Genomic DNA, 14,830 nt, shown 5'->3' with positions numbered 1-14,830 from the left:
ACGAGTAGGCCGGACCGCGTCCTCGAGATCCAGTGCTGGTGGTGACAGTATCAAGTACCCGCGGTTCCGGTGACAAGGAGTCTCAGGTACTCGCCGGTCTCACTGTGACACCTCATAGTCCACCAGCACCCGCCGCAGAATCTTGCCGGTGGCGTTGCGCGGCAGCTCGTCGACGAACACGACCTCGCGCGGCACCTTGAACCGGGCCAGGTTCGACTTCACGTGCTCCTTGATCTCGGCGGCCTCGACCGTGTGGCCGGGCTCCACCACGATGAACGCGCGCAGCCGCTTGCCGAATTCGTCGTCGTCGACGCCGACCACCGCCACGTCGAACACGTCCGGCCGCTCGACGAGCAGGTTCTCCACCTCCTGCGGGAAGACGTTCTCGCCGCCGGAGACGATCATGTCGTCGTCGCGGCCGTCGACCATGAGCAGCCCGGACGGGGTGAAGTGGCCGAGATCGCCGCTGGACATGTAGCCGTCGATGATCTGCTTGTTGCGCCCGTCGGTGTAGCCCTCGAACGGGGCGCCGCTGCGCACGAAGATCCGGCCCGGCGTCTCGGGGGCGTCGATGCGCTGGTCGTTCTCGTCGTAGAGGCGCACCTCGCAGGTGATCGGCGAGCAGCCCACCGTGCCCGGCGCCTCGGCCAGTTCGGCCGGGTTGGCGATGCTGGCGATGGCCACCTCGGTGGAGCCGTAGAGGTTGTAGAGCACCGGGCCGAACGCCTCGGTGGCGCGGATACACAGCTCCGGGGTGAGCGCGGACCCGGCGAACAGGATGACCTTCAGCGAGGACAGGTCGTACTTGGCCCGCACCTCGGCGGGCAGTTCGGTCATCCGGTGCAGCATGGTCGGCACCGCGACCAGCATCTCGACCTTGTGCTCGGCGATCGCGGCCAGGGTGGCCTCGGCGTCGAAGCGGCGGCGCATCACGATCTTGTTCGACAGGATCGAGCCCACCAGCCAGGTGCCCAGACCGGTGCTGTGGAAGATCGGGGACACGATCATCATGGTGCCGCGCTTGGGGAAGGGCACCCGGTCGACGAACTGCGCGGTGGCCATCGGGGTGACCTTGGTGCGCGGGGCGCCCTTGGGCAGGCCGGTGGTGCCGCTGGTGAGGATGATGAAGCCGCCCGGCTTGCTGGGGGCGGGCAGGTCGTCGGTGCTGTTGTTCGCGATGAGGTCGTCGAAAGTCGTCGCGCCCTCGGGCAGTTCGGTGCCCTCGTCGACCCAGGTGAGGTAGCGCGGCAGGTCGGTGGGCAGCGCGTCGAGCAGGCCGAGGAACTCGCTGTCGTGCAGCACCGCGCGCACGTGCTCGCGCTCGCAGACCTCGGCGAACTGCGGCTTGGCGAAGCCGGTGTTCATCAGCGCGATCCGCGCGCCCAGCTTGCCCGCCGCGATCATCGACATGATCAGGCCGCGGTGATCGCGCGCCAGCACCGCGATCACGGTGCCCTCGCCGATGCCCGCCGCCTGCAGCCCGCGGGCCACCGCGGTCGACTGCTCGTCGAGTTCCCGGTAGGTGAGTTCCCCGCGCTCGTCGGCCAGGGCGACCTGATCGGGTGCCACGCGGGCGGAATGCCGGACCAGGGTGGCCTGCGGGCCGTAGATCTTGGATTCCTTCATCGTCCGCAGGGTCTCGAGCGGCTTGGTCGGGTCGGAGACGCCGCGCGAACGCAGCACTCCCAGGGCCTTCACGCTTTCGAGCAGGTGGGACACGTTCACTCGGCTACCTCCGGGCTTCGCTGATCTGATGCTCACCGTAGCAGCCGGTATGCTCTACATCACAGTGTTCTAACCGGACAATTGGGATATTTCTCCGGTCACCGCTGCGCGCTGGCCAGGGTCGCGAGCAGCGGGACGAGTCTGGCCTCGGGAACCTCGAACCGGCCGCGCCCCGCGGTCTGCAACCAGCCGACCGCCGCGAGCTGGCGAAGGTGCTGGTAGATCTCGGCCGAGGTGCCCAATTCCTCGATCGCGGCGAGGTCGGCGGCCGTGCGGCGGCCGTAGACGATCTCCTGCAGCAGTCGCAGGCGGACCGGATCGGCCAGCGCGGCAAGGCAATTGGCGGCCTCGATGGTCCACACATCGCCCACCACGGCGTCGGTGGCGAACTGGGCCTGCCAGTTCAGCTGCTCGCCGGTGGGCAGGTGCAGCGCGCCCGCGAGCAGGACACCGCCGTTGCGCGCCCCGGCGGCCTCGAACTCCTGCCGCAACCGGGCCACGGCCCACGGCAGGTCCGCCTCACCTCCGCCGGGCCGGTTCTCCAGGGCGGTGACCCGCCGTTCCAGTTCTTCGAGTCGGTCGACCAGATCCACGCGGTCAACCTACGCCACGCCGAAACCCTTGCGCCGCAATCCCACCCTCGCGCGCCCCGGAACGCGACGACGCACCCCGGCGCGGGACCGGGGTGCGTCGGGAACGACGTCGATCAGCGGGTGACGGCGCCGAAGGACGGCTGCTGGATGGTGCCCAGCTGGTAGGCGTAGCCGTCGGGGTGCTGCTCGTCGACCGGGACCGACCAGCGGTGCCACAGCGTGCCGTAGACCGCCGCGACGATCAGGCCGCCGCCGGTGTTCAGCGCCGCGGTGCGGATGGTGGTGTCGACCGGGACGTCCTGGTGCTCGGTGAGCACCGCGGTGCCGCTCTGCCCGTTGGACAGGTTCAGCCACATCACCTCGAGTTTGGCGCCGTTCTGGTTCGGCGAGATGGTGCCGGGGCCGCCGAAGAAGCCGAAGCGGAAGCCGTCGATGTCCAGGGCGATGCCGGAACCGTAGACACCGGGACCGCCACCGTTCTGGCCGATGTCGGAGGTCGCGGGAATCTGGAACGGCTGCGCGGGCAGGGCCACCTCGACGGTGCCGTCCTCGGTCAGCGCGTCCAGCGCCGCCAGGGCGCCCTCGTTACCGGCGACGGAGGTGCGCAACTGCGCGACGGCCGCGGCCACGTCCACGGTCTGTGGCGCGGGATCGGCCACCGCGGGCGCGGCGAAGACGACGGCGATCGCGGCCGAGGTGGCGGCCACGGCGGTGGTGAGACGACGCATGAAGCTCAAATGATGCATAACCAGCTCTCCTCGAGTGTTCCTGGTACTGCTTTCACCCGAGCACCGTAACCGAGACGCGCATCACAGCAGAGGCCACCCCGCTATCACGGCATGGGGGCGATCTGCACCTTGTATCCGCGATAGAGCTCCGGCTTCGCGGTCAGCACCGGCATGTCCAGGTGCTGGGCGGTGAACACCACCGGCGCCACCAGTGGCCAGTCGATGTGGTCGTCGGCCATCGGCACGGTGGTGCCGACGCGGATGGCGGTGGCGGCGTCGAGTTCGGCCCAGCGCACCGCGACGCGGTTGTCGAGCAGGCGGCCGAGCTCGTCGATGTTGTCCACCGCGCGCATGGCGGCCATCAGGCTCACCGAGGGCACCACCATGATCCGGCGCTGCTGGGTGAACTGGCGCATGATCACCTGGCCGAACAGCGGCGATCTGGCCAGCGAGGTGAGCGCGGTGTGGTCGGCGACGCTCACCGCTCGCTCGCGGCCGTGCCGTTCAACGCGCGCATCAGGGTGCTCAGTTTCGCTTCCGCGTCGGCGATCTCGGCGGCGGAATGCTGTTTGATCCGGTCGTCGAGCCTGCCGAGGATCTGCTCGCGCAGATCGTCGTTGAAGTACGCCGGGGGTAATGCCCCGTGCCGTAACACCTCAGCGGGTACCACCGCGACCAGCTCCTTCCCCTCCCGGGTCACGATCACCGGCCGTCCGCTCGCGGACACGCCGTCGAAAACACTACCGAGCTGCCCCCGCAACTCGGTCAGTGGCACTGTCTCGTAATCAGCCATAGTCCACTGTACATCGCTGTGTACAGTGGACTACGGCTTTGCCTCAGGCGACCTTGCGGGCCGGTTCGCTGCGGTAGCGGGTGGCCGGGCCGTCGATGCCGAGCAGCTTCCAGGTGAGCCTGGCGACCGGGTTCATCATGCCGCTGTTGGTGGCCAGCGCCCGCACGTCACCGAAGATGTTGCGGATGGTGGTCTGCGATTCCTCGCTGCCCCAGTACGCCTCGCGCATCACCTCGGCCGGGATGCCGAACTTGTCGACGAACTCCTTGGGCGGGGTCATGATCATGTCGAGCATCACCCGCATGGCGACCGGGAAGGCCACCGAGAGCACGGCCTTGGTGAGCGGGTTCATCCCCGGCACATTGCGGCGCAGGTACTCGTGGGCGAAGGAGATGTGGCGGGCCTCCTCGGCCACATGGATCTGCATGACGCGCTGCACCATCGGATGCAGGTCGACACCGGCGCGCAGCAGCGACTTCTGCAGGTGGTCGATCGGCTCCTCGCCGCCCAGGATCATCGTGAAGAACAGTTCGGGGAAGTACTTCACGGCGGGCCAGATGGCCATCGTCAGCTTGCGGTCGATGGTGCCCATGCCGACCACATCGCGGTAGCCGATGCGGTTGATCATCTCCTGGAACATCATCGTGTGGTTGCACTCTTCGGCAGCCTCGTGCGTGACGTAGCGGAATTCCGGATCACCGTTGGGTACCGAGACCAGGTACTGCATCAGCCCGCGGATGAGCAGCTGCTCGAAGTCCAGGCCCACCTTGGCGATGCCGGCCTGGCGCCACATGCCCATGGCGATCTGCTTCTCCACCGGCTGGGCCTTGTACCAGGGGTGACGGCCCAGGGGGTCCTCGTCGGGCATGATCCAGCGCGGGTCGTCGGAATGTACGGCGAACTCGGGCGAATCCCAGTCGATGTCGACGTAGGGATCGAAGTGCCGGTTCACCGAGCCTTCGGACAGGTTGCGCAGGATCTCGTGGTACTCGGGATCGGTCGCGGTGTTCTTGGTTGTCGACAGCATCGGTGATGTCTCCTTCGTGTGGCGCACGTCCCACTTTATATGAGACCCGGGGTCTCAGACAACAGTGGCGCGCGCGAGTCCACGCTCCCGGCTCACCCCACCCGGCGCACGTAGCATGGAGTGATGGCCCGTCTCACCCCCGCCGGCGCCACCTGGCCCGAGCTGAGCGTCGACTCCTGGTCCGATACCCGCGACACCCTGCACATGTGGTTGCAGATCGTGGGCAAACTGCAGATGTCGGGGACCGCGCTGATCAACCACTGGTGGAACGTCACCTCGCGGATCAGCGCCCGCGGGCTGCGCAGCCCGGCGATCCCGGTCGACGGCCGGGTCCTCGACATCGAATTCGACTTCGTCGACCACGAACTGAACCTGCGCACCAGCGACGGCCGCCGGGCCTGTGTGGTGCTGCGGCCGCGCACGGTCGCCGATTTCTACGGCGAACTGCGCGACATCCTGCACAGTCTCGACGTCAGCCTCGACATCGAGGCCGCACCCAACGAGGTCGACCCGGCCATCCCGTTCGCCGACGACACCACCCACGGCTCCTACGACGCCGACGCCGTGCACCTGTTCTGGCAGCAGCTGGTCCAGATCGACCGTGTCTTCGCGCTCTGGCGGGCCGGGTTCGCCGGGAAATCCAGCCCGGTGCACGTGTTCTGGGGTGCCTTCGACCTGGCCTGCACCCGTTTCTCCGGCCGAAGCGCCCCGCTGCACCCGGGCGGTGCCCCCAACTGCGCGGACTGGGTGATGCAGGAGGGGTATTCGCGCGAATGCGCCAGCGCGGGCTTCTGGCCCGGCGGTACCGAAGGCATGTTCTACGCCTACTCCTACCCGGCGCCGGAGGGCTACAGCGACCGTCCCGCGGGCCCGCAGGGCGCCCGATGGGACGCCGACCTGGGCGAATTCGTGCTGCCCTACGAGGCGGTACGCACCGCGCCCGACCCCGACGCCACCCTGCTCGACTTCCTCGACACCACCTACGCGGCCGCCGCCGACCTGGCCCACTGGGACCGCAAGCTGCTCGATGTCGACCCGCACCGCCTCGACCGGCGGCTACACCTGGACGACACCACCCGCCTGTGAACTCACTCGCCCGCGGGCTCCTCGGCCGACCTGCGCCGTAGCTGCCCCCGCACCAGCAGCACCCCCGCCGCCACCAGCCAGATCACCGCGTAGATCACCGCCCGCACCGGACTCCAGTTCGCCACCAGCAGGCCGACGGCCACACCGCCCGCCACGCCGAGGATCATGACCGGATTCCCTGAGCTGCCCATGCGACCGATCTTTCCACGGCGAACGCCGATGAGTTCGCCGATCACGGCCCGTCCACACCGATATGGACCGTGAACTCATCGCGCGCGACCTGCGCGCCGAACGTCTCGACCTCGCCGATTTCCTCGAGGAATTGACCCCCGAGGAGTGGTCGCGCGATTCACTGTGCGCGGACTGGACGGTGCGCGAGGTGGCCGCCCACCTCACCACCGCCGACACACTCGGCGCCACCCTCGCCGGCCTGGTGCGGGCCAGAGGTGACTGGGACCGGATGAACGCCGACGCGGCCGTCGCGCGCGCCGCCCGGCACACCCCGCGAGAACTCGTCGCCCAGCTGCGGTCCTTCGCCGAGTCACCGCGCCGCTCGCCCGGCGCCGCGCCGATCGACCCGCTGGCCGACATCATCGTGCACGGTCAGGACATCGCCCGCCCGCTCGGCCGCACCCGCACCGCGCCTACCGACCAGGTCGTCGCCTGTCTGGATCACATCGTCGCCAGCCGTTTCTACGGCGCCCGCAAGCGTCTGCGCGGCCTGCGCCTGACCGCCACCGACGCCGACTGGACCCATGGCACCGGCCCCGAGCGGGTCGAGGCGCCCGCGCTCGACCTCCTGCTCCTCGCGACCGGCCGCCGCCTCTGAGGCCGGCGCCGACGCCCCTTACTCCGGGTGATCCGGCAGCGAGGCGATCACCGTCTCCCACGCGTCGTGCAGGTGATGACACACCGGCCCGGTCTGGGTGAGCACCGTGACGCAGCGGTTCTGGTGGTCGTAGAGCTCCACGGCCGAGGTCTTCCCGGCGACGCCGTGCGCCTCGGTGACCCAGCATTCGGCCAGCAGCGCCGGGTCCAGCGCGTATCGCGCCGCGTTGTACATCACCGCCACGTGCCCGCCCGCCCACTCGGCCATCGCCGCGCGCCCGCGATGCAGCTGCACGCACCCGCCGCCGGGGACGGCGACGGTGTGGGCCAGGCTGACCTCGGTGAGATGGGTCAGCAGATGCGGCACCACCCGCTCGTCGACGCGCCGCGCGCCGGTGAACGGCAGCACCCGGTAGCGCTGCGGGGACAGGTCGTCGAGGTGGGTGATCTGATCGGTCTCGCGCCAGTTCACCGTCGTCCAGTCCAGCGCGAGATCGGGTTCGGGCTCGGCCTCGGGCGCCGTTTCCAGCGCCTCCACCACGAGCCGATCCGACATCGGGGTGAGGTAGGCGCGGTGGGTGCCGTGCGCGTCGGCCAGGGTCAGCGCGCGCGGGGTGAGCACGGTGTCGGTGACCAGGCCCGGGTGCACCCGCAGCGCGATCTGCTGATCGCCGCAGCTCAACGCCTCGCCGGGCAGCGCGGGCTGCTGGTATTCACCGGTCTGGCTGAGCAGGGCGACATCGTTGGCGGTCACCGAGACCACGGTGCCCAGGGCGGGCAGCGCCGCGGCGACCACGCGGGGTCCCCCGGCGATGCGGCGGGCCGGGCAGCGCTCGCAGCGCCGGTTGTCAGTACACATCGCGGACGTACCGCTTCTCGCGCTTGAGCGTGTTGACGTAGGCGTCGGCCCCGTCGGCGTCGAGCCCACCGTGTTCGGCGACGAGGGCGTGCAGTGCCTTGTCCACGTCCTTGGCCATCCGGGTGGCGTCACCGCACACGTAGAAGTGCCCGCCCTCCTCGAGCCAGGCGAACAGCTCGGCGCCGTGCTCGCGCATGCGGGTCTGCACGTAGATCTTCTCGGCCTGGTCGCGGGAGAACGCGAGGTCGAGGCGGTTCAGCACGCCCGAGTCGTGCCAGCCGGTGAGTTCGTCGGCGTAGATGTAGTCGTGTTCGCGGTGCTGGTCGCCGAAGAACAGCCAGTTGCGGCCCTGCGCGCCGCGCTGTTCGCGTTCCTGCAGGAAGGCGCGGAACGGCGCGATGCCGGTGCCGGGGCCGACCATGATCATCGGGGCGTCGTCGTCGCCGGGCACGCGGAAGTGCTTGTTGGGCTGCAGGAAGATCTTGGCGCCTTCGCTGCGGTCGGCCAGGAAGGTCGAACACACCCCGCCGCGTTCGCGTCCGGCGCCCTGATAGCGCACGCTGGCCACGGTCAGGTGGATGTGGTCGGGATGCGCCAGCGAGCTCGACGAGATCGAATAGGCCCGGTGCACAAGGGGTTTCAAGAGCCCGACGAACTCCTCGAGGCTCAGCGCGTCACCGCCGATGCGCAGGATGTCGAGGATGTCCTTGCCGTAGAGCCAGCGATCCAGGACCTCCTTCACCCCGCCGCGCAGCACGTGCGAGAGTTCCTCGTGCTCGGCGCGGCTCTCCACCTCGCTGAGCAGATCCTTGGACGGCGTGCTGATCTCGTAGCGGTGCCCGAGCAGCTCGCCGAGCGGTTCGCCGTCGACGAGGGTGTCGGGCGAGACCCGGAAGTGCTCGGTGATGGCCGCGACCAGCGCCGGATCGTTCTCCGGCACCACGGCCAGCGCGTCGCCCGCCTCGTAGACGATGCCGCTGTCGGCGAGCGCGAACTCGAAGTGGCGGATCTCCTTGCCCGAACCGGCCCCGGACAGCACCCGGTTCACCGGCAGCAGCGCCGGGTACGGGTTCTTGCGGGTCCAGCCGGAGCGGGCCACCGTGCTCGGCGGCGGAGTGCCCGGGTTGCCGCTGGCCCCGGCCAGGGTGACCAGCGTCGAGACCGCGCTGTGCACCCATTCGGCGGCCGCGGTCTCGTAGTCGATGTCGCAGTCGGCCCGGCCGACGATGCGGTGCGCGCCGAGCTGCTCGAGGCGGGTGTCGATGAGCTTGCCCGCCTGGCAGAACCCGTCGTAGCCGGTGTCACCGAGCGCGAGCACGCCGTAGGCCACCCCTTCCAGGCGCGGCGCCGTGGTGGCCGAGAGCGCGTCCCAGAACAATTCGGCGTTGTCGGGCATCTCGCCCTCGCCGTAGGTGGAGGTGATGATCAGGACGTACTTCAGCCCGGCGAACTCGTCGAGCGCGATCTCATCGAGCCCGCTGACGGTGGCGTCGAAGCCCTGCGCCTTGGCCGCGGCGGCCGCGTCCCCGGCCACGCCCTCGGCATTGCCGGTCTGGGTGCCGTAGAGGATGCGCAGCGGCGGCCGCGGCGCCCCGGTGTCGGTGACGGCCGCGGGCGGCGCGGACAGGTTCATCGCCAGCCGCGAGTGCAGCCCGGCCAGGAAGCCGGACAGCCAGGCGCGCTGGTCCTCGTTGAACGGGGCGTCTTCGGGAATGTAGGCGATTTTCATGCGCTCGTGATCGTTTCGAGGGTGGGGCCGGACAGGGCGACGACGGGAACGGCCTGGTGGGCGAACAGTTCCTCGAACGAGGGCAGCCTGCCGATCTTGTCGATGTTCTTGGCGGTCTGGAACAGGATCCAGCCGTAGGTGCCGGGGCTGTCCATGGACCGGACATTGCGCCTGCTCAGCGCCTGCTTGTAGTCGCCCAGGCGCTTGTCGGCGACGAGGACGGCGAGATCGTCGTCGCTGAAGCCGTCGATCGCCTCGCGGGCGTACTTCTGCAGCTTCTGGATGAGGAAGAAGTCCTCGGTGAGGATCAGGTTGCGCACGGCCTTGCCGACGGCCGGGTCGTCGACCTTCGCCGGGCCCGACATGCGCGACAGCGCCAGCTGCTGGGCCATGTTCAGCACCGTGTAGGTGTTGAGCAGGGCGAACATCTCCTCGCTGTCGGTGTCACCGTAGCCGGGCACCGAGCCGTCGAGGACGGTGCGCTGCTCGCGGTAGGACAGCTTGAACTTGCGCACCTGGTGTCCGGCCAGCGCCGCGGCGAGCTCGTCGAGCAGTTCGCGGCGGGTCTTGGCGGCCAGGATCGCGTCGGAGTCCTGGTACTGCAGCAGCGCGCGCGGCATGGCGTAGCTGAGCAGGTGCCGGGTGCTGTCCCAATCCTCGAGCAGCGCACGGCCTTTCGCCGAACCGGTGGCGGCGACATGCCATTCGAGCATGGTCCGCGCGGCCATCTCGTGGAACGGCGCGTCGATGATCGGCAGGACCAGGACCGAGTCGGCGCTCACCTTCGCGGCGAGGTCGCCGTCGGGGTTGTACTGGTAGAGGAACCCGCCGCTCATGCCGTTGGCTACGCCCTTGCCGAAGCCGCCGATATTGAGCACCGCGCCGTTGGTCATGTACTCGCACAGGAATTCGCCCACGCCCTCGACCACCGCGGTGGCGCCGGAATTGCGCACCGCGAACCGGTCACCGGCCTGGCCCTCCACGAATAATCGGCCACCGGAGGCCCCGAACAGCGCGAAGTTGCCGATCAGCACATTGGCGCCCTCGGCACCGCCGCCGGGCGAGCGCACCACGATGGTGCCGCCGCAGGCGCTCTTGCCGACACCGTCGTTGCAGGTTCCGGTGTGGCTCAACGTCATTCCGTCGGTGCAGAACACGCCGTAGCTCTGGCCCGCCGAACCGGTGGTGGTGACGGTGACGCTGTCGGGCAGCAGATACCGGCGGCCGCGATCGTCGGTGGTGACCGCGGGTCCGTCGGCGCCCTGGTGGTTGAGCAGGCGCTCGATATCGATGGCGAGCTGCCCGCCGACGCTCTTGTTCCGGTTGGTCAGCGCCACCGGCGCGAAGGACACACCGCCCAGATCGAGCCGCTCGAGGAAGGCGTCGTCGATCGTGAAGTCCTTCTCCATATAGATCGGGTCCGCCACGATCACCTCCTCGGCGACCTCGAGCATGCGGCGCAGATCCAGGGTGCCGATGCTGGAGGGATGATCGTGCAGGTGCAGCAGGTCGCTGCGCCCGCGCGCCTCGCGCAGCGAGCGCAGGCCCAGCGTCGCCAGGATCTCGCGCACCTCGTGGGAGATGTTGAGCAGATACTGCGCCAGCGCGCGCGGATCGCCCTCGAACACTTCGGCATTGGTGGTGAGACCGGCCGGGCACTTGATATTGCAGTTCTTGGCCATCACGCACTTGAGCATCATCAGCGCGGTGGTGCCGAACTCGAAGCTGTCGGCACCCAGCAGCGCCGATTTCACCACGTCACCGGCGGTCTGGTGCGCGCCCGAACAGCGCAGGATCACCTTCTGGCGAATCCCGTTGGCGCACAGCGCCTGATGCACCTCGGCGACACCGATCTCGGCGGAACGGCCCGCGTACTTGAGGCTCGTCACCGCCGCCGCGCCCGTGCCGCCGGTATTGCCCGCGACATTGATGACATCGGCACCGGCCTTGGCCACACCGACCGCGATCGTGCCGATGCCCTCCGAGGACACCAGTTTCACGATCACCCGCACCCGCGCCGCCTTGCAGTCGTGGATGAGCTGGGCGAGGTCCTCGATCGAGTAGGTGTCGTGATGCGGTGGGGGAGAGACGAGTTCGACACCGGGCGTGCCGCCACGCGCCGCCGCGATCTCCACGGTCACCTTCGGCGCGGGCAGCTGACCGCCCTCGCCGGGCTTGGCGCCCTGACCGATCTTGATCTCGAGTTCCTGCAGCATCGGGTCGGCCAGATAGCCCGACCACACCCCGAAGCGCCCCGAGGCGAACTGCTTGATCCGCGAACCGCGGATGGTGCCGTAGCGGGTGATGTGCTCGCCGCCCTCACCGCAGTTGGACATCCCGCCGACCATATTGGTGCCGTGCGCGACCGCCTCGTGCGCCGGGGCCACCAGCGCGCCGTGACTCATCGCGCCCGAGGCGAGGGTGCCGGTGATCTCGCTGGCGGGCTGCACCTGGTGCAGCGGAATCGATTCCGGCGCGGAACGCACCGCGCTCAGGTAGCGCTCGGCCTCGCCGGTGGCGCGCAGGCGCAGCGCGTCGTCGGCGATCTCGTGGTGTTCGATCGCGGTGCCGAAGCGCGCGTACAGCGACTCCGCCAGCACGGCGAGCCGTTCGGGTCCGTGCGCCAGCCGCAGCACGAACTCGCCGTCGACCCGCTCGCAGGACAGGCCCCGCACCTGGAAGTCGTTGTTCCCGGCGCGGGCGAACTGGCCCATCTCCGCGCGGAACTCCTCGGCGGTGTGCACGAAGTTCACATCCGCGGGCAGCGCGAGCACATCGCGCAGCGCGGCCGGGCGACGGGTGCGCTCGGCGTTCATCGCCCGCACGAAGTGGCGGTAGCCGGGGGTGATGTCGAAGCTGTCGACCGCGCGCGGGGTGAGCTGGTCGAAGCTGGTGTTGCGGTAGGCCTCGTCGTCGAGTCCGAAGGCGCCCTCGAGCTGGTTGAGCGGCAGCAGCCGCAGGAAGGTGGCGTCGGTCATGGCCGGGTTGTCGGGGCGGGCGGTGTCGTCGAAGGAGATGGCCTCCTCGGTCATGTCGACGAAGCCGCGCACCGCGGTGGTGCCGTAGGAGTGGCCCGCGCCCTCGGCGCGCTCCTTGAACAGGCCCAGCAGCGGGATGTCCTTGTCGCCGGTCACGGTGAGCGCGCGCGCGTGCCAGTCCGCGACGGCCGCGGCCAGCGTCGGGAAGCCGACGCCCGCCACCGGCGAGACCACATTGGGGAAGTACTTGTGCAGCACCGGGTCTGCGGTGTCGAGATAGTTCGGCTCGAAGAACTCGCCGCCGATATAGCTCTCGACCGTGCACAGTCCGACCCGGCCCATGGTCTTCATCAGCGACTTCTCGGCCGCCTTGGCGAAATGCTTGAACGCCGCGTCGGCGTCGTCACCGAACTTCTCCTCCGCGCGCATCTGCACCGCCAGCGGATACACCGCCGACGCGCCGAACCCGAGCACGGCGGCGATGTGGTGCGAGGAGCACAGCTGCCCGCTCTCGGCGATCACCGAGACCCGCAGGCGCAGGCCCTGTTCGATCAGCCGCTGATTGATCGCCGAGACCACCATGATCAGCGGCATGGCCGCCCGCTCGGCCGACACGTGCCGGTCGGTGATCACCGCGATACCACCGGATTCGCGGGCGAAGGCCTCGATCTCGTCGCACAGCGCGTCGATCGCGGCCACCAGCGCCTCGGCATTGGCCCGCGCGTCGGTGAGGTCGACCCGGTAGCGCATGCCGAACCGGCGCACCGGTGTCTGCCGCTGATCGCGGATCTTGAGCATGTCGAGGTGGGTGAGGATCGGCGAGCGCACCACGATCTGCGGTGCGGCGGTGGCGCCGCTGTTGGGCTTGGCGCCCAGCGCCACCCGCAGCGTCATGCCGTCGGCCTCGCGGATGCTGTCCAGCGGCGGGTTGGTGACCTGCGCGAACCGCTGCGAGAAGTACTTGGCGACCCCGCCCTCCTGGTCGGACAGGGCGTTGATCGCCGCGCCGTAACCCATCGCGGAGATCTTCTCCTGGCCGGTGGCCAGCATGGGGTCCATCAGGAACTTGAAGCTCTCCTGATTGAGCGAGTAGGCGACGTAGCGCTGATGGCGGGTGAGATCGCCGTCGTAGCGGGCGGGCGAGCCCTGGCCCACCGGCGGCACCGGCGGCAGGTCGGCCAGATTCGTGCGCGCCTCGGTCAGCATGGCCGGGTAGTCGTGGCGCGCGGCCAGCATCTCCAGCGCCTCGGTGGTGGTGTAGGAGCGGCGCTGCGCGTGATCGAAGTAGAGCATGCCGCCCGCTTCGATGCGCCCACGATGGGTGACCTGCTCCGGCGGGAAATACACCTGCCCCGCCTCCGACATCACGCCCAGGTACTCGGCGGTCTCCACGGTGCGCAGCGGGCGCAGGCCGAGACGGTCCAGGCGGGCGCCGATGATGGTGCCGTTGCCGAAGATCAGCGCGGCCGGGCCGTCGTTCTTCTCCTCGTAGAGGCTGAAGTACTCCAGCATCGCGGTGACCTGCGGGGACAGGGTGGTGTCGTTCTCCCAGGCCGGCGGCATCATCGCGACCACGGCGGTGACCAGGTCGAGCTCGTCCTCGAGCACCCGGTTCTGCAGGGTCTGGTCGAGGCGACAGCTGTCGGACTGGCCCTGCGGGCGGATGATGGCCCGGTTGCGGGCCAGCGCGATGGCGTTCTCCGAGAGGCGGTTCTTCTTGTCGGTGTTGAGCTCACCGTTGTGGGCCATCAGCCGGAACGGCTGGGCCATCGTCGCGTTGGGCGCGGTGTTGGTGGAGAACCGGGTGTGGAAGAACATCGAGTGCACCTCCATCCACGGATCGTTCAGATCGCGGAAGTAGGGCACCACCTCGTTCGAGTTGAGCCTGCCCTTGAGCACCTGGGTGCGCGCGCTCAGCGAGAGCGGATACATCCCGAGCAGTTCCGGACGCGTGTAGGCGATGGCCTCGATCGCCATGAGCGCGTCGTGGATCTTGCGATCGTCGTCGGCCAGGAACACCCACTGGCGGATCGGCAGCTGGTACTTCGTCGCCGCCGGGCGGATGGCGGCGTCGTCGACGGGCACTTCGCGGGTGCACAGGATCTCGAAGCCCTGCGCGCGCAGCGCCTGCTCGACGACGGCCTCGGCCTCGCCGTGGAACGCCGGATCGGTGGGCAGGAAGAAGTTGCCCACACCGAACTGCCCGGGCGTCAGCGCACGCCCGGTGACCTCGCTGAAGAACCGCAGCGACAGATCCAGGTTCACACCCGCCCCGTCACCCACACCCTCCGACGACATCCCGCCACGATGCGGCACCGCACACAGCGCCTCGTGCAGCTTGTGGATGATCTCGTGCGTCTGCACGCCGTCCTTGCGCGTCAGAAACCCGACCCCGCAACTGCTCTTCTCCAGCGCCGCGTCATACAGCCCACTCAAACGACGATTCTCCTCGGCCCGCGCCACCAACGACGCACCCACTCTGTC

12 protein-coding genes are annotated in these 14,830 nt (G+C 69.2%); 2 read left to right on the top strand and 10 right to left on the bottom strand.

The window, feature by feature from the left end:
• Window positions 1-99: 99 nt before the first annotated feature.
• From ACFC06_RS10860 to ACFC06_RS10835, 6 genes are all read right to left on the bottom strand, one after another.
• Window positions 100-1,725: an acyl-CoA synthetase gene (locus ACFC06_RS10860; protein ID WP_375929565.1), complete on the bottom strand. Its 1,626-nt coding sequence runs from the start codon at window positions 1,723-1,725 to the stop codon at window positions 100-102.
• A gap of 98 nt (window positions 1,726-1,823) precedes the next feature.
• On the bottom strand, window positions 1,824-2,318 hold the full coding sequence (locus tag ACFC06_RS10855) for an ArsR/SmtB family transcription factor (protein ID WP_375929564.1): 495 nt from the start codon (window positions 2,316-2,318) through the stop codon (window positions 1,824-1,826).
• Between the two features lie 113 nt (window positions 2,319-2,431).
• On the bottom strand, window positions 2,432-3,064 hold the full coding sequence (locus ACFC06_RS10850) for a hypothetical protein (protein ID WP_375929563.1): 633 nt from the start codon (window positions 3,062-3,064) through the stop codon (window positions 2,432-2,434).
• A gap of 86 nt (window positions 3,065-3,150) precedes the next feature.
• Complete coding sequence (locus ACFC06_RS10845) at window positions 3,151-3,528, bottom strand: hypothetical protein (RefSeq protein ID WP_278263493.1); 378 nt, start codon at window positions 3,526-3,528, stop codon at window positions 3,151-3,153.
• Complete coding sequence (locus ACFC06_RS10840; RefSeq protein ID WP_375929562.1) at window positions 3,525-3,839, bottom strand: type II toxin-antitoxin system Phd/YefM family antitoxin; 315 nt, start codon at window positions 3,837-3,839, stop codon at window positions 3,525-3,527. Before ACFC06_RS10840 ends, ACFC06_RS10845 begins: the two co-directional genes overlap by 4 nt.
• Window positions 3,840-3,882: 43 nt before the next feature.
• Window positions 3,883-4,866: a diiron oxygenase gene (locus tag ACFC06_RS10835; protein WP_375929561.1), complete on the bottom strand. Its 984-nt coding sequence runs from the start codon at window positions 4,864-4,866 to the stop codon at window positions 3,883-3,885.
• Between the two features lie 123 nt (window positions 4,867-4,989).
• Here ACFC06_RS10835 and ACFC06_RS10830 point away from each other — a divergent pair, with 123 nt between their 5' ends.
• Complete coding sequence (locus tag ACFC06_RS10830; protein ID WP_375929560.1) at window positions 4,990-5,952, top strand: DUF5996 family protein; 963 nt, start codon at window positions 4,990-4,992, stop codon at window positions 5,950-5,952.
• 2 nt (window positions 5,953-5,954) lie between these two features.
• Here ACFC06_RS10830 and ACFC06_RS10825 read toward each other — a convergent pair whose 3' ends face one another.
• Window positions 5,955-6,143 carry a hypothetical protein gene (locus tag ACFC06_RS10825; RefSeq protein ID WP_375929559.1) on the bottom strand — a complete coding sequence of 63 codons (189 nt, stop codon included), beginning with the start codon at window positions 6,141-6,143 and terminating at the stop codon, window positions 5,955-5,957.
• A 62-nt stretch (window positions 6,144-6,205) separates the two neighbouring features.
• Here ACFC06_RS10825 and ACFC06_RS10820 point away from each other — a divergent pair, with 62 nt between their 5' ends.
• Window positions 6,206-6,781, top strand: a complete 576-nt coding sequence (locus ACFC06_RS10820) for a maleylpyruvate isomerase family mycothiol-dependent enzyme (protein WP_375929558.1) — start codon at window positions 6,206-6,208, stop codon at window positions 6,779-6,781.
• An 18-nt stretch (window positions 6,782-6,799) separates the two neighbouring features.
• On the opposite strand, the gene ACFC06_RS10815 is transcribed toward ACFC06_RS10820, so the two are convergent.
• Genes ACFC06_RS10815 through ACFC06_RS10805 form a run of 3 tightly spaced genes read right to left on the bottom strand, consistent with a single transcriptional unit; the run spans window position 6,800 to window position 14,782 of the window.
• Window positions 6,800-7,639, bottom strand: a complete 840-nt coding sequence (locus ACFC06_RS10815; protein WP_375929557.1) for a hypothetical protein — start codon at window positions 7,637-7,639, stop codon at window positions 6,800-6,802.
• Complete coding sequence (locus tag ACFC06_RS10810) at window positions 7,629-9,368, bottom strand: sulfite reductase flavoprotein subunit alpha (RefSeq protein WP_375929556.1); 1,740 nt, start codon at window positions 9,366-9,368, stop codon at window positions 7,629-7,631. The genes ACFC06_RS10815 and ACFC06_RS10810 overlap by 11 nt, the downstream gene beginning before the upstream one ends.
• A complete protein-coding gene (locus ACFC06_RS10805) occupies window positions 9,365-14,782 on the bottom strand; it encodes a glutamate synthase-related protein (protein ID WP_375929555.1) in 5,418 nt (1,805 codons plus the stop codon). Before ACFC06_RS10805 ends, ACFC06_RS10810 begins: the two co-directional genes overlap by 4 nt.
• Window positions 14,783-14,830: the final 48 nt, after the last annotated feature.

The organism is Nocardia sp. NPDC056064, assembly GCF_042266925.1.
In the GTDB taxonomy this organism is placed as follows: Bacteria; Actinomycetota; Actinomycetes; order Mycobacteriales; family Mycobacteriaceae; genus Nocardia.
Note: the sequence above shows the minus strand (reverse complement) of the source record. Positions and strands in the feature narration are given on the sequence as shown.